This window comes from Lysinibacillus telephonicus (genome assembly GCF_003966145.1).
In the GTDB taxonomy this organism is placed as follows: domain Bacteria; phylum Bacillota; class Bacilli; order Bacillales_A; family Planococcaceae; genus Ureibacillus; species Ureibacillus telephonicus.
Map to the genome: position 1 here is coordinate 19,748 of NZ_RXNR01000001.1, position 17,683 is coordinate 37,430.

19 protein-coding genes are annotated in these 17,683 nt (G+C 33.7%); 2 read left to right on the top strand and 17 right to left on the bottom strand.

Features of this window, described 5'->3' with window-relative positions; genetic code table 11:
• Positions 1-167 precede the first annotated feature (167 nt).
• The 11 genes from EKG35_RS00115 to EKG35_RS00165 all read right to left on the bottom strand — a co-directional run bounded on the left by EKG35_RS00115 (position 168) and on the right by EKG35_RS00165 (position 11,130).
• Complete coding sequence (locus tag EKG35_RS00115; RefSeq protein ID WP_126292286.1) at positions 168-797, bottom strand: hypothetical protein; 630 nt, start codon at positions 795-797, stop codon at positions 168-170.
• Between the two features lie 156 nt (positions 798-953).
• Positions 954-2,051 carry an oxidoreductase gene (locus EKG35_RS00120; RefSeq protein WP_185807591.1) on the bottom strand — a complete coding sequence of 366 codons (1,098 nt, stop codon included), beginning with the start codon at positions 2,049-2,051 and terminating at the stop codon, positions 954-956.
• On the bottom strand, positions 2,041-2,406 hold the full coding sequence (locus EKG35_RS00125) for a MazG nucleotide pyrophosphohydrolase domain-containing protein (protein ID WP_126292288.1): 366 nt from the start codon (positions 2,404-2,406) through the stop codon (positions 2,041-2,043). The genes EKG35_RS00120 and EKG35_RS00125 overlap by 11 nt, the downstream gene beginning before the upstream one ends.
• Positions 2,407-2,408: 2 nt before the next feature.
• Positions 2,409-3,200 (bottom strand): dCTP deaminase domain-containing protein, encoded by a 792-nt coding sequence (locus tag EKG35_RS00130; protein ID WP_126292289.1) that lies wholly within the window; start codon positions 3,198-3,200, stop codon positions 2,409-2,411.
• Positions 3,201-4,246: 1,046 nt separating this feature from the next.
• A complete protein-coding gene (locus EKG35_RS00135) occupies positions 4,247-4,780 on the bottom strand; it encodes a hypothetical protein (RefSeq protein ID WP_148103493.1) in 534 nt (177 codons plus the stop codon).
• 624 nt (positions 4,781-5,404) lie between these two features.
• Positions 5,405-6,361, bottom strand: a complete 957-nt coding sequence (locus EKG35_RS00140; protein WP_185807592.1) for a transglutaminase-like domain-containing protein — start codon at positions 6,359-6,361, stop codon at positions 5,405-5,407.
• Positions 6,330-8,165 carry a PKD domain-containing protein gene (locus tag EKG35_RS00145; protein WP_185807593.1) on the bottom strand — a complete coding sequence of 612 codons (1,836 nt, stop codon included), beginning with the start codon at positions 8,163-8,165 and terminating at the stop codon, positions 6,330-6,332. Before EKG35_RS00145 ends, EKG35_RS00140 begins: the two co-directional genes overlap by 32 nt.
• Positions 8,166-8,175: 10 nt before the next feature.
• On the bottom strand, positions 8,176-9,219 hold the full coding sequence (locus EKG35_RS00150) for an S-layer homology domain-containing protein (RefSeq protein ID WP_126292293.1): 1,044 nt from the start codon (positions 9,217-9,219) through the stop codon (positions 8,176-8,178).
• Positions 9,220-9,248: 29 nt separating this feature from the next.
• On the bottom strand, positions 9,249-9,836 hold the full coding sequence (locus EKG35_RS00155; protein ID WP_126292294.1) for a hypothetical protein: 588 nt from the start codon (positions 9,834-9,836) through the stop codon (positions 9,249-9,251).
• Between the two features lie 47 nt (positions 9,837-9,883).
• Positions 9,884-10,798 (bottom strand): DnaD domain protein, encoded by a 915-nt coding sequence (locus EKG35_RS00160; protein WP_126292295.1) that lies wholly within the window; start codon positions 10,796-10,798, stop codon positions 9,884-9,886.
• A 56-nt stretch (positions 10,799-10,854) separates the two neighbouring features.
• A complete protein-coding gene (locus tag EKG35_RS00165) occupies positions 10,855-11,130 on the bottom strand; it encodes a helix-turn-helix domain-containing protein (RefSeq protein ID WP_126292296.1) in 276 nt (91 codons plus the stop codon).
• Positions 11,131-11,285: 155 nt separating this feature from the next.
• On the opposite strand from EKG35_RS00165, the gene EKG35_RS00170 reads away from it, so the two are divergent.
• A complete protein-coding gene (locus EKG35_RS00170; protein ID WP_185807594.1) occupies positions 11,286-11,999 on the top strand; it encodes a helix-turn-helix domain-containing protein in 714 nt (237 codons plus the stop codon).
• A 60-nt stretch (positions 12,000-12,059) separates the two neighbouring features.
• Entirely contained in the window at positions 12,060-13,265 is a 1,206-nt protein-coding gene (locus tag EKG35_RS00175) for a tyrosine-type recombinase/integrase (protein ID WP_126292298.1), read from the top strand.
• Between the two features lie 97 nt (positions 13,266-13,362).
• Here EKG35_RS00175 and rpsI read toward each other — a convergent pair whose 3' ends face one another.
• From rpsI to EKG35_RS00205, 6 genes are all read right to left on the bottom strand, one after another.
• Positions 13,363-13,755: a 30S ribosomal protein S9 gene (gene rpsI, locus EKG35_RS00180; protein ID WP_106781794.1), complete on the bottom strand. Its 393-nt coding sequence runs from the start codon at positions 13,753-13,755 to the stop codon at positions 13,363-13,365.
• Positions 13,756-13,777: 22 nt separating this feature from the next.
• Positions 13,778-14,215 (bottom strand): 50S ribosomal protein L13, encoded by a 438-nt coding sequence (rplM, locus tag EKG35_RS00185; protein WP_126292299.1) that lies wholly within the window; start codon positions 14,213-14,215, stop codon positions 13,778-13,780.
• Positions 14,216-14,415: 200 nt separating this feature from the next.
• A complete protein-coding gene (truA, locus tag EKG35_RS00190; protein WP_126292300.1) occupies positions 14,416-15,156 on the bottom strand; it encodes a tRNA pseudouridine(38-40) synthase TruA in 741 nt (246 codons plus the stop codon).
• 14 nt (positions 15,157-15,170) lie between these two features.
• Entirely contained in the window at positions 15,171-15,968 is a 798-nt protein-coding gene (locus EKG35_RS00195) for an energy-coupling factor transporter transmembrane component T family protein (protein ID WP_126292301.1), read from the bottom strand.
• Positions 15,965-16,837, bottom strand: coding sequence for an energy-coupling factor ABC transporter ATP-binding protein (locus EKG35_RS00200; RefSeq protein ID WP_126292302.1), 873 nt, complete (start codon positions 16,835-16,837; stop codon positions 15,965-15,967). The genes EKG35_RS00195 and EKG35_RS00200 overlap by 4 nt, the downstream gene beginning before the upstream one ends.
• Positions 16,813-17,658, bottom strand: coding sequence for an energy-coupling factor ABC transporter ATP-binding protein (locus EKG35_RS00205; RefSeq protein ID WP_126292303.1), 846 nt, complete (start codon positions 17,656-17,658; stop codon positions 16,813-16,815). Before EKG35_RS00205 ends, EKG35_RS00200 begins: the two co-directional genes overlap by 25 nt.
• Positions 17,659-17,683 lie beyond the last annotated feature (25 nt).

The following is a 17,683-nucleotide window of genomic DNA, read 5'->3' on the forward strand; positions in this document are numbered from 1 at the left end:
CTCCTAAAAGAGTTTATTTTTGATTAAATACAGTCTTATATGTAGGAAAAGTTAACCGCTGTCCATTTTGAAAACTATTCGCCATCGCCGCAGAGCATAGCAATTCAAATAAATTAGTTAAAAATTAAAAAAGTTGTCGGGTATTACTTAGCAAGATAGATTAATGCTTATAACTTTTTTGATAATTCAATCAGTTTGGAATTTAATTGTTTTTCCATACTTAGTGAAAGAAACCTATCATTTTTTGGTCGTAGTAAAACACTCAATAATACTTTACTAATCGTATATTCTTTCTTTGAGGTATCTAATTTTTCTATCTCTTTAAACAACTCTTCTAAAAGATTTGAATAGGCTATTATGTATTCTATTTTAATTTTTAATATATCGTTTACATGTTCAATCGCTAAAATTAAAAATTCTTTAACTATATCAATATTACATAAAACGTCTTGGAATACCTGTCGTTCTACAACGCTCTTTACAGCAGTCTTAACTAATTCTTGATATTCAAAGTCAAAATTATCAATAAACTTTAAATGCAAGCCTTTTAAAATCGCACTAAAATCTATTTTCTCTATACTGACTTTTTGCTCTTTTAATACCGCAGTTAGCATATAATAACAAATACTTGAATCATCAAGCATTAAATCATCTACCTTATATCCTTTAAAAAAATATTGTCCTTTACCAGACTTCTTTTTATTTAAACAAGTAACACCTTTAATATAACTAGGGGTAATTAACATCTCACTATGATCTGAAACATATTTAAATTCTAACTTTTTGATGTTTTCCATGTTCTATTCCCTCATTTTGCTTTTTAAAAGTTTAATTAATAATGTTAACGCGTTAACATACTGATATATAAGCGTTTTATCGTTAACCAGGTGTAAGTTTTGACATCTAACAAGAAATTTCTTTGCATTGGATTTGCAAAAATATAATTTTATAACTTAATTTCTTGAGGCCTCATATATTGGGCAAGTTATATTTTCTTTTCCAAGGGAATAGTAATGACATTGGTTTTTCCTCTCGCAATGATTGATACTTAATTTATGACCACTAAGTGATTTTGTTATAAAAGAAGGATCTGCTATAAGAGCTCGTCCGATTGAGAAAGAAAGATTTTGAGGTTGCTTTTCTAAGTCTAATTCATCTATATCCCATATATTACCTGATGCATTCCAAATTATATGTGGGTATCTTTCTGCAAAAGGAGCTATCTTTTTTATGAACACACCGTGTCCCCAATTTTTTAAAGGGTATATTAGTTGCTTATTTACATCATATATTCCATTGGAGAAACTGATCATATCAATATCTAGTTCCACTAATTGATTAATTAACAAATTTTTATATGCTAACTCAGATTCTTCCGAGATAAGACCATCGATTAATGAAATCCTCACATCTAAAATTAAGTCGCTTGGTAAAATTTCTCTGATACCATTTATTATCATAGATATCATTTTAAGCTTATTTGTTCCAAATTCATCATCTCTAACATTTAATTCTTTATTTAGCATTTGTGATAAAAAGTAACCATGCGCTGCATGAATTTGTATCACTCTAAAACCAACTTCATAAGCAAATTGTGCATTGTGAACAAAAAGTGAAACAATTCTCTCAAGTTCTGCTTTAGGTAATTGTTTTAATTCTTCTTGAACTGTCTGAATATAGATTTCTTTTTTAGTATTTAACATTCTTTTCACAGGAACTATACTTGAGTTTCTACATGCTATCTGAATACCTGGAATTGAACCTGCTTCTGAAATAACTGATGTTAGTTCCTTCCACTTAGAAGTACTTTCTGTAAAGTAAGATGTATTTTTATTAGTTACATATTGAGGCTCAATAGAAACGTTGCCAACATAACTTATTCCTATTCCCTTTCCAGAGCGCTCATTATGGAAAGTAATAAGCTCACTTTGCGGCTCTCCATTAAAAGAAAATCCTGTATTAATAGGAGCAAGAAAAAACCTTGTCGGTATTGTTATATCTCTTAATTTATAAGATATGTTCCTTGGGTCATTATCCACTTTACTTATCAACTTCATACCTCTTAAATCTCTCCCTATTCTTCTTTATTTTATAAAGATATTTCTCGGTCATATCCATATCAAGATGGTTGGCTATCCTTATTAAGTAGATAAATGTATCAATCAATTCTTCTTCTAAATCTCCTCTGATTTTGCTAAAATTAGCTTCAAATTCAATATCCTTTACTCTTTCTAAATCTAGATTAAGCTTTTTTATTAAATTGGAAAATTCACCTATCTCTCCAAAAATACCAATTAAGTCCTTGTTTATTAGTTTTACCTTTTCCTTAGTATCATTACTTTTTAAAGCCCAACCATGTTCGTAGTCAAACTCATTCTGTATCCTAATAATCTCCTCAATATCCATTTTTACCTCCTAAAATTAGTAGCAGCCCAAGTTACAAACGTATAAAGCACATTAGAAAAAACCCCCAACAAAATAGAAGATACAGGAGTTATCCAATTTGTCCCTTGAAGAGCGGCTATGAGTACAAGCGTAAATGTGAAGTACCCAATGGTAGCAATTACAAACTTTCTTTCATACTTATATATCCTATCGATTACCTTTCCTACGTTTGATCCATGGGATAATACAATTTCTTCAGGAATATTCTTGATTCTAGGATCATTCCTAACTTCTTCTTCTGTTAAAATCATCTCCCGTGGTACAGGCCAGACTCCCGTTTGAAAACCATGTTGACCTGAGTAAGAGCGTTCTACGTTTTTTTCTAACTTACTAAACTCTATCTTTGCAATAGATTCTCTTGGTTTAATCTTTAGATAGTTATTTGATAAATTAGAAAACACTATGCCCAAATTTCCTGAAAATCCAGGATCGGCATATGTATTAACAGGTAGAAGTCCTATTGAAAATAGTTTACCTTTTGTCAAAATTCTACCTAAAATATTTGGCGGCATTTCTAATCCTTCTAATGTCATAATAACAACTAATTGTTTAGGTTTTATTAAAATATAACTATCATCTGCAACTTCTATTTTTCTATCGGAAACAGTTATATCGTAATAAATGTTACTAGCCCTTAATTCATAGCATGCTTGCTTTACATTCCTCTCATTAAATTCTTCTGTAATCAATTTTCCATTTTGACAAAACTCTTTTATATCTTTATCACTTAATGTACCTACAGACAATTCACTCATACCATATCCTCCTGAAACCTTACATTGACTCTCTATCAATTTTTTCTACATAACTCCGTAGATTCCTCCATATATCAGCAAATCTTTATACAAAAACTCTTCCGTGAAATATTTTCCGAGAAGATTAGGTAATCTCAAAAACAATTCACTTGTAGATTGGTATTTTAGTATAAATCAATACATATAGTTGACTAATCAATAGCATTAGAATCCCTTAACTTAACACCAAAAAATTAATAGCCTCTCCATAAGGAAAGGCTATTTACTCTTACTCACTGTTACACCACTTAATTTTCTTTCTAATCAAGTAGTGTAACACTACATGTGTTATAAACTTGGTGTAGTTATATCCATTTTAATTAGAATAGAAAGAAAGAGCATAAGGGAAAACTGTCCCCACTTTCAGTGTGGAACTAGGCAAAGCCTAGTGTTTTTAAGGGGACATCAATTCTTCAAATTGACAAAAAATTTGACAGCAAAAAATGGTCATTTGACAAAATTTTTGACAGCATTTTTTCTAGAAAAGCCAGGTGTTAAAAAAATATTTTTTTACTGAAAAGGAGAGCCAAACCATGAAAGTAAAAGACCTAATTTTCCATTTGCAAGAACTGGGTCAAGAGGGTAATACTCGTATCTTCACTCACAAAAACGGACGTCCTCTTTGTGATACAAAACCTATTCAACCTACCGCATTGACTATGTTGTCGATCAAGATTCTATTTACGTGATTTCAGTAAATACAGATTTTGATTATCCAATTAAGAGGAAACACTAATTATCCCGCAACCACAAAATGAATATGACAGCACATCGTGGAATAATAAATTCAGAGGAAAAATGTAATATGACAATAAAGTTATTTAATTTTAATACCTCAAACAAGCATAACCCCGTTCTAAGCAAGGACGGGGTTAAAAATATAGTTGTTTAATTTTTGATGTAAGATACTTCTCTACACTAAAAAATAACAATAAAGTCATATAAAAATTAAAGTTTTATTCAACTAAAGCCCCCGTTAGATAAACAAGAGAACTTTTTGACTTAATTCAATAATAAATAGAATTAGCTATCTGAACTAAAATTTCAGGAGTAATTTTTTCCAAGATCCTTTTATCTATACTGAACCTGTATTGCAAGTTATCTTTTTCAAAGATCAATATAATTCCTCTTCCATAATCCAACAAGTATGCAGTGTCTCCACCCTTCAGTTTAAATTCGTTTATAACTTCTTTATCCAATATCTCAAAACCATCCTTTGGTGCTACACTTATCAGGAAATTATCCCCATATGATTTCTCATTTATAAACTGCATTTCAAAAAGATCTCCCCTGTATCCTTCAATAGTTCGAGCAAACACGTGAGTATAGACAACAGGTGGAACTCTTAATGGAAGTTGTAATTCCTTTTTATAGTGGTATTTATAATCTTTTAATGCTTCCCCGACTGATTTATATCCAATTTCAAGATAACTTTCTTCAATAGTTCGAGGTTGGAAGTGAGAATTGGCATCTACTTTTCCATTAAATAATGCTCCACAAATTATGGTAGACATAAGTAAAAGTAGAATAAACTTGTTCAAATAAATCACCCTTTATTTATTATTTGAATTATTTTAACCAAGTCTATTCGTACTATCCTTATTCAACTATATGGCCCGTTTGTTAATAAACAACTTTGTTACTTAACAAAAAAATTGAATGTTTTGAAGGAAAAAGATTTTGTGATATTGTTGAAGTATTAGAATCCAAAGGGAATTGTTAATGTAAATCAAAAGACAAGTCTGTTATGTAATATGGGCAACCGTTATTCCAAAACAATTTTAATTATATAAAACAAAAAAGAGTCTCCGGATAGAGACTCTTTTTCATTTTGCCCGATTCCAGGCATTGAATATAGCAAATATATATAATTTTTCAGGACTCCCTGAAATGAGTTTTTCATTTCAATCTTTATTGTATTATAAAATTTTGCTAATTGCTAATAAATATTCTTTATAAAAAGTTAAAAAACACCCGTCAACTTTTTTTGGCAAATCAACAAAATCATGTACCATGAAAACACTAGGATCTGCCTAGTTCCACACTGAAGGTGGGGACAGTTTTCCCCTTATGCTCTTTCTAACTCATTTTATTTATCAAACGTGTATAAAAGTAAAAGATAGAATTTGATTGATGACCCCTCATTGAGAGGAGACTTTTATGATTTATAAGTTAGTAGTATAAACTGAAACATAATTATCGTATTTTCTATTTTTATCAAACCCATTTCCAGTAGTATCTACTGGAACCCATTCATCATTAATTTTAATCTCATTCCAAACATGATTTATTTTTTTAGATTCACCTTCAAAATTACCGAAAGCTAATCTATTTTCCACGTTGTATGTGTCTAAATATAGTTTGTAGAAGTAGGCGAAATCAAAGCAAACACCTTTCTTAGTTTGCACAAAATTTTCAATCCCTTCAGCATTTGTATAATTGTTAATTGTCTCTTTAAGTAATTCAGCTTTTTCAGTATCGTAATCAAAGGTATTACTTATATAGTTGAATCCATTTTGAGCAATTTCGTATGCGTCTTCTGGATTTTTTGCTGTCGGGGCTTTTAAAATTTCATTAATAATTAAATCATTATCCCAGGCTGTTTGCTTTGCTTCAAATAACTTTTCTAAATAAATTTGGGCAGATGAATTGGTATCTGTTACTGAATATTGCTCGTTAATTAATGCCCCATTATAGTAATCTAATACCCCTAGATTAACAAATTTATATTCGGTTTGTGCATTTTCGTTTGTTGGGGTAGCTTCAAAATTAACTGTGACAGGATATTCATAAACGGTTGCGTTATATCCTTGAGTTTTGTAATCCGCTAGAACTTCTTTTTGATTGGAAAAGTCTAGTGTCAAAGTGTCATTTTGATTTTTCAGTGCTGCTCCATCAATTTTTATCGATGATGGATCAATTGATTTATAATTATCTGATTCAGTATTCAATAACTGCAATACTTCCTCAGGAGATAAATCGAATTGAGCAAGGTCTACATTGCTGACAAACTTCATTTCTAGTTCAACATCTTTTGTTAAAGTTTCATTTCCACTAGAGCAAGCTCCCAGAAGTAAAACCATACCTATACTAATTAAAACTTTTGGTAGTGTAATTTGCATTGTTCCATCCCTCCACAGCAGTGAGTAGTACATGATATTTTCCGACATACGGAGTTTCAAAATTTAAGTTGTAGTTGTTATCAAAAGAAGCAAATATTTTTAAGTTAGGGAATTCTGGGTGTTGATAATCATAGGTTTTTCCGACAACCATTTCATTACTAGAAAAATGCACGACTGGTTCATCATCTTCATACTCCCCGTCATTATTTGAATCGTAAGTAACTGAGTAAATGTATTCCTCTATCACATCCCCATCGGGTGAAGTTGCTTTACCATAGATAGTCTGGTCAGTGTATGGAAAATTGCTGTGTAGATTTTTAGGGTTCATATATACTATTGGTGAAGTTTCTATTTCTGCAACAGGTGGTAAATCTGGTTCAATGAAAAATGTTCCTGTCGCTTTATCACTTAATCCATGTTTGTTAACAACATAATGGGTTATTTTATAATCACCTGTTTTTCTGAATAGCAAATCAAACTCTTTTTTATCGTAGAAAGTACCCTTACCAACATGCTCACCGCCTAAATAAATTCGAATATGCTCGTCATTTTTACTATCAACTGCTGAAACCTCGACATATGATTTCGACCAATCAATAGCAGAGTATTTGGATCCAGTACTTGTCGTAACGAATGTTAAATCTCTATCCTCTTTAAAATGTCCTTTAACTTGAAATCTTGCGTCTGGTTTAGGAGGAGTAACTTTAATTGTATGAGTTGTGTCGTCAGAAGAACCTGCATCATCTGTTACTTGTAACTCAATTTCGTACTCTCCTTCATCTTCAAAGTAAACACCACATTTATTTTCTGTCGTTTCTGTCCAACCTTCTTCATCGTTTTTATCTAATTCAAGGTCACCACTAACATACCAATCGTGAAATACGATATAGCCATCAGAATCATAAGACTTAGAACGTATACAGAAATCTTCTCCAACTTCTACCTCTTCCGGTGCGTCAATGACTGCTACTGGAGGGGAATTTGGTTCTTTTTCGGGGTCTCCTGGTTCGGGAATTGGTTCACCATTTTCTAATACATTCAAGTAAGCTGTTTGTGAGCGATTATTATAAACTGCGGTGACAGTTAGCGAGCCTTTTGAAGTTCCCATAAACTTACCGTTTCCGTCGGATGTAGCAAGGTTAGTATTCATGGACTTCCATGTAGAGAGTTCTGTTACATCAGTTTCTTCACCGTTTTCCGTCCAAATTGCACGATATTGCGCTTGTTCTCCAACATAAATCGACTGTTCTGGTGGGATGATTGTTAATTTCGATCCGCCTTGTTCTCCATCAACTGTAAATGCTAATTTAAGATAAAAATCTAGGTTATTGTAAAAGTATGCCTTATCTCCATCTTTACAGGGTGTTACATCAAGTTTTTCATCTTTTTCAGAATGAATAACTGGTTTCCCTCGACTTGAATCGTAAACAAGAGTTTGCCCCGAAGCTAAAGCTTTTTGATATATATCCTTGCCATACAGGGCAATTATCTCATTCTTATAGTCAGCTACTTCATAAGTTTTATCTCGTCCGCTATCATCTGTTCTAACTGGCTTACCATCTTCTACCCAATCACCGCCTAGACATATATATAGCTGTCCGCTATAACCAGTACGTCCATCGGGGTCTTCTAAAAGTGTGTAACTTACTTCCTCATATCCAGAAGGCTCACGTCCGAAATTAAATTCATCGTGCGCTAGAATCCCTTCAATCGTAAAAGTTTGAACTTGTGTGAAAGCACTTGTAAAAACTGTTGCTAGAATCAATAGAGGGATTAACAATAATAAAAGTTTTTTTTTCTTCATCATTTACACCCTATCTATCAGAATAGTAAATATTTCCGTCATCATAGTTATAATACATAGAGAAATTACCTGAATCGTAAACTTCACCAGTTTTGACAATCTGATTAATAATGTCTGTAAATTCTTCCACAGAAATATTTGTGTGACGGGCTTTCGAATCTATAAATTGTCCTGTTGTTATAGCGAGTGCATTATAAACTGATTTATTATCTTTAAATCGACTTCTATTATCGTCAGCAATTCCAAATCCACCTACACCATTATGTAGTTCGCGAGTGCGAATCTCGATTTGTTCAGCATTTTGTTTCTCTGTTGTTACACCTTCTGGTCTAGGAACATCTTCTTTTTTCATCGCATATATATCTACCATTTCAGCAATCTTGATATACTCTTTATCTGTTAATTCGAATAAACCTTTTTCATCACCTTTTGTTTCTTGATCTGCCTCAATAACTTCTGAATCTCTATCTATGTTCATAGCGCGATACATGAATACTGCAAAGTGCGAACGTGTTAGACTTTCTTTCTCACGGAAAGTGCCATCTTCATAGCCGGTTGTTACATCATTTTCGTACAAGGCACTTACATATGGCTCAATGCCTTTTGAAACGTCTTTTAACGAGTTTTTGTCTCCTTCTAAGTTAAATGCTACAGAAATGATTTTAGCCATCTCTCCACGCGTTAGAGGGGCATTTGGATTGATGTTACCTTTTCCATCCACCTCTAACAAATCGGCTTTAATAAGTGCCTTTATATCGTTGTAATTAGCATTTTTAGAAGAAAGGTCTTTTGGTTGTGTGAATTCTTCTGTTTCTGGTAAATCAACAGCACGATTAATTAGAGCAGAAGCATGTTTTCTAGTGATAGATTGATTAGGTCTAAATGTTCCATCTTCATAGCCATTGATAATGCTCTGATTCGCCATTTCAACAATGATGTCGTGATATACATTTTTACTTGATACATCTTTAAAAGATGGTGCTTCAGCAAATGTAATAGTTGGAACTGTTGCAATTAAACTAGTTAAAGCAATTGTTTTTACTAATTTTTTCATGATTAAAAACTCCTTTTGAATTTGATTTTTTATAGTGCATATGGAATGAATACTAATTTTTCATTTTTGGCCTTTGGAATATAGCGTTGTACAAATTCGATTTCTTTTTCGATTTCTGAACGAATGTCTTCCAAGTGGCTTGTCTTATCTGTTCGATAATCTTTAGCCAAAGATACTAAGAGGTCAATGTTATATTCACCTTCAGAGTTTAATAGTTTGTTTACGTATTTTAGCGACTGATTAAGTTCCTCTAAATATTCTCGTGCCATACGTGTACGTAAGCCCTCTATCGCTTCGTCCAACATCCACTTAAACGGTATAACCCTTCCATGGCGCTCTAAAAAATTAGCTAGTGTTTCAAACTGTAGCCATTGAAATAAACCGTCTTTTTTAGGTACCACAATCCAACCCGTGCTCAAAGTCCAAGTCAACAAACCACATTCAGTCTTAATAGATTTTTCTACTGACAAATAAAACGAGTTAGGTTCTAACAATTCATCTAATACAACTTGATCTAGCTCAAAACCTATTAAAATATCATTTATATTACAACGTAACAGGTCTGTTTTTTTTAATACTTTTTCTAGTAACTCTTCTTTACTTTCAAATTTTTGCATTAATATTATCCTCCTATAAATTTCATAAATATCCCTCAAAACAGGTTTCATCGCCCCAGTTTTTCAAGAACTCGTTGTCTCTCTGCTTCAAAATCAATTGGTTCTTGATGTTGCTCTGATAAATTTTGTTGATTGCGATTGTAAAACCACTCTGGAATTACTTCTTTTTTGCTATGCTTATTTTTATACTGAAGTTGTTTGCGCGACTCTTTTTCTACCAACAATTGGTAAGTGGTTATACCTTCAAGTTTCCAGTTACGAAGTATTCCATCTGCATATCGCTCTTTAGATTCAATTTTTTTATCTAACAGAACTCTATTAAATGCCTCTACAATTAATTCTTCATCAAAATAACTTTCTAAGAAGTAATTAATATCCTCTTGGAGTTGTTCACATGGTAGTTTATTTAATCGCTTTGTAAATAAATTAAATAATTTTTGTGAAGAATTAGACGACAACTTAATATCTTGTTGTTGTTGTTGTTCTTCTTCTTCTTCTTCTTGTTGTTCTTTTTCTTGTCCACGTATCGTGGGCGTATCGTTATACGAATCGTAAATTTCCTTAATTAAATAATTTTGAATGCTTGCAGCAACATACGAGATTAATGAAGTATCTTTTACATTTTTAATCTCTGATCTTACGCAATCTAAAACTGGTTTACCGCCTTTGTTAAAGTTGTATTTACCCCAGTTTTTTATTGCGATTTCACGAGTCTCTAAGTTGTATTTAATGAGTTTATGATGATCTATAAATCGTTGCATAAGTGCGTTTACACTTTCGATAGAATAACCAAGTTCAAATGCAATCTGTTTTTTTGTAATTCCGTATATACCAATCTGTGTTGTATGTTCATTTGTCAAAAGATAAAGAAAAAAGTATTTATCCTCGGGTGTCATTTCTTCAGAAACATAGGGATCGTTCCAAAAGTTTGTATAGACCATACGAAATTTTGCTTTTGCCATCTCTTCACCTCCTAAAAAAATTATTATTCCCCTTACACATATTGCCCGCCAATGTTTTATTTATATTTTTCTAGAAAATCATCAATATCTTTTTTACTTACTATTTTAGTTCCATCTACTTCAATAATTGGTAAACCCATTTTTACGAGCTTTTGAAACGTATTGATGCTGATTCCAATGTATTGTGCCGCCTCCTTTTTGTTCATATATGGTCTGTATGAACCATTCTGAACTTTTTCTATTGCTTCCCTAGCTAGGTTTTCAAATAGTTTTTCATAAGATTGAAAAAACTCACTCGAAACTTCAATTGGTAACATCATTGTATTTCGCATATTTACCTCCCAGAAAGTAAGTATAGTTATCTAAAAAGAATAACTTTAGTTATTCATATGATATTATATGATATCGAATAATGTCAACAAAAAAACAAATCATACTTATCGAATTTAATTAAGTATGATGTTATTATAAGATTGAGGTGATGAGTTTGATTAAGATAAACCTGAAAAAAATATTAAAAGAAAAGAAAATGACATTAAAAGAACTATCGGAATTAACAGGGATTTCAACTACTTCACTGGGTGCTTTAGCAAATGGGAAAAGTAACGGAATTCAATTTAATACATTAGAAAAAGTATTAATTGCTTTAGAAATAGATATTGAAGAGTTAATTAAAAATGTAAATTCTATATTTTCTTTAAGATTAGTGCCAACTAACGTACAAGAGCATATTTTAGACCAAACACTTTATCGATTTCATTACACATTAGTCGGACATGATTTAGATACTAATCAATCAGAAGAGTTACCTATATCTGTAAATATCGTTTCAACTAATAATGCTATTCGTAAGGTAAACCTATTCTCGTATGAACCCCTACAAGAAGATTCTGAAAAGAGTTATCTTGCCCTTAACCTTTGTGGAGGAAATTCCTCTTTATTAAAAGCTTTGGACTTCCTAATAGTTCATGATGTAAATACTAATAATCGACTTCAACAAGGTTCATTAGATGATTTATATCTATTTGATTATTCGCTAATCTCCATAGGAAAATATCTTGATGGATTTCGTACAACTTTATTAGGAAATGATACATCTGAGCCCTTATTGGATTTCATCGAATATGTAGCTGACCCTGGCATAGATGAAATTATTTTTGACGAAGATAATAAATTTGAATGCATTAATGTTTTTTTATAGTAAATTTTATTCCTTTTACACATATTGCCCGCCAGCATATGAGAAAAGGAGCGCAATAAAATGATTCATTCAAAAGTAACTAAATACAAAGATATTAAAATCACACCCTATGTAAAGAAAGACGGTAAAACCTACTATAAATTTCAAATTTCTCTAGGCTTTGATCCGAGCAAAAATAAGCATATTAACACAACAAAAAGTGGTTTTGAATCCGTTAAAGCTGCTAAACAAGCTATTAACAAATTACTGATTGAGCGTGAAACAAAAGAATTTCATCAATTGAAAACTTACACGTTTAAGGAAGTATACGAAATGTGGCTAACTCAGCATAAAAACGAAATTAAACCGACAACCCTAAAAAGTAAGAAAAGTAAGTTTAGAACAAGGATCTTACCGAAATTCGGCCATTTAAAAATCAACGATATTACAAGCTATTATTGCCAGGAAGTTATTAATGAGTGGGCTAATGAAATGACAGCTTTTAACGACTATAAAATCCAAACAAATATAATTTTTAAATACGCTATAATTCATGGCATTATCGAACGAAATCCATTCGACAAAGTTGTTACTCCAAAAAAGCAAAATACACTGGTATTTGACGAACAAGAAGAAAATCTGAATTTCTACAGCAAAGAGGAATTAAGATTATTTTTGAAAAGGGTTCATCAGGAGCAACCTTTAAAGTACTTTGTTATGTTCCGTATTTTAGCTTTTACGGGACTTCGAAAAGGAGAACTATTAGCGTTACATTGGTCTGATATTAACTTTAAGGAAAAGATATTAAGGGTGCGTAAAACACTAGTCGAAATAAAAGGAGAACGGATACTTCAAACTCCTAAAACAAACGCCTCTAGACGTGTTATCAGTCTTGACGAAGGTACTATTTCATTTCTAGAAAAATGGAAAGAGGAACAAACGAAAGAGTATGAGGAATTTAATTTAAAAGTCGAAGAAGATACAAAGCAATTGATTTTTACAAAGTATGATATTTCATCCAACAGATTTAAGTCGTTTCGTCTAGCCCATTTAAACGATAAGCTCCAAAGTATTTTATCACAACACGACGATATACCTGACATAACTGTTCATGGTTTACGTCACACGCATGCTTCTCTTTTATTTGAAGCCGGTGTGACAATTAAAGATGTTCAAGTCCGTTTGGGACATAGTGATATTAAAACAACGATGGATATATATACTCATGTGACAAACTCTGCTAAGGAAAAAGCAGCTAAACAATTTGAGGATTTTATGGATTTTTAAATTCTCATAGTTTTTTCATAGTTAATGAACCTTATAAATAAAAAAACCCTCTCTCGGAATACCAAGAAAGGGTTTGAAAACGTTGATATACGTAATATTAACGTTTTGAGAACTGAGGCGCACGACGAGCACCTTTAAGACCGTATTTTTTACGTTCTTTCATACGTGGGTCACGAGTTAGTAAACCTGCAGATTTAAGTGCTGGACGGAAATCTGGGTCAACTTGTAGTAACGCACGAGCGATACCGTGACGGATTGCACCAGCTTGACCAGTGAATCCACCACCGTTTACGTTTACGAATACATCGTAGCTACCTTTAGTTTGAGTAGCTTCTAAAGGTTGGTTGATGATTAAGTGTAAAGTTTCGAATGGTAAGTAGTCTTCGATGTTACGGTTGTTGATAACGATTTTGCCTTCGCCTGGTACTAGACGTACGCGAGCTACTGAGCTTTTACGGCGACCAGTGCCGATATATTGAACTTGTGCCAAGTGTATATCCTCCTCTAATTAATTATCCGCGAAGCGTATAGCTTTCTGGTTTTTGTGCTGCATGTGGATGTTCTGCTCCAGCGTAAACGTGAAGTTTACCGAACATTTTACGACCTAAAGAGTTTTTAGGAAGCATACCTTTTACTGCTAATTCAAGCATTTGTGTTGGGTATTTTTCTTTCATTTCACCAGCTGTACGTTGTTTTAAACCACCAGCGAATTGAGTGTGACGGTAGTAAATTTTACCTTCTAATTTGTTACCAGTTAATTGAATTTTTTCTGCGTTGATGATGATTACGTGATCACCTGTGTCAACGTTTGGTGTGAATGTTGGTTTATGTTTACCGCGTAAGATAGAAGCTACTTCAGAAGCTAAACGTCCAAGTGTTTGGCCTTCTGCGTCAACAACTAACCATTTACGCTCTACTTCGTGACCTTTAGCCAAGAATGTTGTACGCATTTATATATCCTCCTAATCGATTCGATTACCGTTATTTTTCATTAGTATACACTTATAAGTTTCGGGGCTTATTTGTGGTTGGTAATGAAAATACCATATGTCATAATATAATAAATTACAAAAGAAGTCAAGTGAAAATGTGCACACCTGGAAAAGTTGTTTTTTATTTAATGGAGAACAAATAATAACCCTTCAGGCTATTAATAGTATACTTTTTCAAGGTATAAACCTTGTGCTGGCGCGGTTTTGCCGGCTTTACCACGATCCATCGATGCAACGATTTCTAGTAAATCACTCGGTTCACGTTTGCCGATGCCGACTTCCCATAGTGTACCTGCAATGATTCGCACCATATTATATAAAAAGCCATTTCCCTCAATTACCATATGCAACTCTTCACCATGCCACTCAAATGTTAGGTCATGTACGGTGCGTACTTTATCGACAACACTCGTATTGGCCGCGCAAAAACATGAAAAATCATGCGTACCGATAATAAACTGAGCAGCATCCCGCATTTTTTCAACATCTGGTTTTACCCCATTCGTATCAACTGTGTATTGTCTGCGAAAAGGACTTTGTACTTCCTCGCAATTCCAAATGTAACGATAGCGTTTGCCGCTTACACTAAATCTTGCATGAAAATCACTTTCTGCCTCTTCAACTGCCAATACACGAATATCGCGAGGCAGCTGCACATTTAACGCTTTTTTGTAACGGTCGAGTGGTATTGTAAGATTCGTATCAAAATGAATGACTTGTCCTGTTGCATGGACGCGTGCATCGGTACGCCCACTAGCAGTTACTTTCACTTTTGAGCCTTTATGCATTTTTGTTAATACATTCTCCAGTTCAAGCTGCACAGTACGTTCTCCAGGCTGAACTTGATACCCAGCAAAAAGGGTACCATCATAACTAATTGTTGCTTTTAAACGTCTCATACCTTCACCTCGCATTAGCTGCGGAAGAATATTAATACAGCAGTCATCACTACTAGCACGATGATACTTGATGAATCACGCCAATCCCATTTTAGCTGGCGATATCGTGTTCTACCTTCTCCTCCACGGTAGCCGCGTACTTCCATGGCAGTAGCTAAATCCTCCGCACGTTTAAATGCACTTACAAACAGAGGTACAAGAAGAGGTACAACTGCTTTAAGACGATCTTTTAGTGGTCCTGCACTTAAATCAGAGCCGCGTGCCATTTGCGCCTTCATAATCTTATCTGTCTCATCCATTAATGTTGGAATAAAACGAAGTGCTATCGACATCATTAATGCTAATTCGTGAACAGGCATTTTAAGCTTCTTTAATGGATTTAACAATACTTCAATCCCATCTGTAATAGAAATTGGTGAAGTAGTTAGTGTTAAAATAGATGTCATGAATACGAGCACTAAGAAACGAATTGAAATAAATATCCCTTGTCTTAATCCTTCCTCATACACCTTAAAGAAGCCAAGTTCAAAGAGAATATCGCCTTCTCTTGTAAATAAAATATGAATAAGGAACGTGAAAACTAATAATATAATGACAGGTTTTAAACCATTAATTAAAAAATACAAACGTATTTTAGACATAAAGATAACAAATAATGTGAACGCTAATATGAAAGCATATGTCACAGCATTGTTAGCTAAAAAGACTATTACGATAAAAGCAAATACAAAAATCAATTTTGAACGAGGGTCTAATCTATGGACAAATGAATCCCCAGGGATGTAACGACCAAAAATCATCTTTTCCATCATTGCACATCACGCCCCTCTCGTAGTGCTCGGGCAACTTCTTCGGCCAACTCTTCTTCTGTTAAACAGATTTTCGATAGTTTCTGATTTAACATCGCTTCAATTTTTTGTTGGAAACGAACGATATGAGGCAATTCTAAACGATAATTTTCGAGCGTCTTGCCGTCCGCAAAAATTTCTCTAGGTGTTCCACTTAACACGCAATGCCCTTCATGCATTATAGCAATATTATCTGCATACCGAGCTGCATCTTCCATACTGTGTGTAACAAGTATTGTCGTAAGTCCCCGCTCTTTATGGAGCTGATAAAACATATCCATAATTTCACGTTGACCACGTGGATCTAAACCTGCTGTTGGCTCGTCCAATACAATTACTTCAGGATCCATTGCAAGAACTCCAGCAATTGCTACACGGCGCATTTGGCCCCCAGATAAGTCGAACGGGGATTTATTTAACACTCCTTCAGGAAGACCTACTAATTTAATAAGCTCCCGAGCACGCTGTTCAGCTTCCTGCTCTGACACTCCAAAGTTCATTGGGCCAAACATAATATCTTTTAAAACAGTCTCTTCAAACAATTGATGTTCTGGAAACTGAAAGACTATTCCAACTTTTTGGCGTATAGGTTTTAACTCCTTCGCCTTTTTTCCAGCTTCAATCACACGTTCCCCAATATGTACTTGTCCCTTTGAAGGTTTTAAAAGGCCATTAAAATGCTGTAGGATGGTTGATTTGCCCGATCCAGTATGCCCTATTATTGCTTGATATGTTTTCGACGGAATTGTTAAATCTACATCGAATAATGCAAACTTCTCAAAAGGTGTACCCATTGAATAGGCGTAACTTACTTGTTGAAGTTTGATGTCCATAAATCATTCACCAACTCTTCTTCTGTCATATGTTCTCCTGCTAGCTGTACACCCTTTGATTGGAAAAGCTTTGTCATTCTCATCGCAAAGGGCAGTTCTAAACCAAATTCTACAAGCTTATCCCCTAAAGCAAATATTTCAGTTGGTGTACCTTCAGCATATTTTTTCCCGTCATTCATAAATAAAATACGGTCTGCATATAGCGCCTCCTCCACATCATGTGTGATGGAAAGCACAGTTAAACCTGTTTCTTCACGCAATGCGCGAACAGTTTTTAATACTTCATCTCTACCTTGAGGGTCGAGCATCGATGTAGCCTCATCTAAAATAAGTAGTTTAGGCCGCATAGCAATTGCACCTGCTATTGCAACACGTTGCTTCTGACCACCAGATAAATGGTGGGGTTCATGATTTAAAAACTTGTCCATCTTTACTTGTTCTAGCGAAGTATGAACGCGTTTTACCATATCTTCAAAAGGCACACCGTTGTTTTCTAATGCAAATGCAACATCATCTTGTACTGTCGCGCCAACGAATTGGTTATCAGGATTTTGGAATACCATTCCGATATTTGATCTCGTTTTCCAAAGATTTTCTTCAGTTAATACATCTTTCATAAAACGGACTTCTCCTTCTTGAGGGAAAAGTAATCCGCTTACCATTTTAACCATAGTTGATTTTCCAGAACCATTATGACCGACGATTGCAATCCATTCCCCTTTTTGGATGGAGAAGGATACATTTTGAACAGCTTTGCGGGCATCCGGAATTTCTGGACTATAAGAGTAACTTACGTTGTTAAATGATAAAATCTCTGTCACTTGCCTAGCTCCTCTCAAACTCACT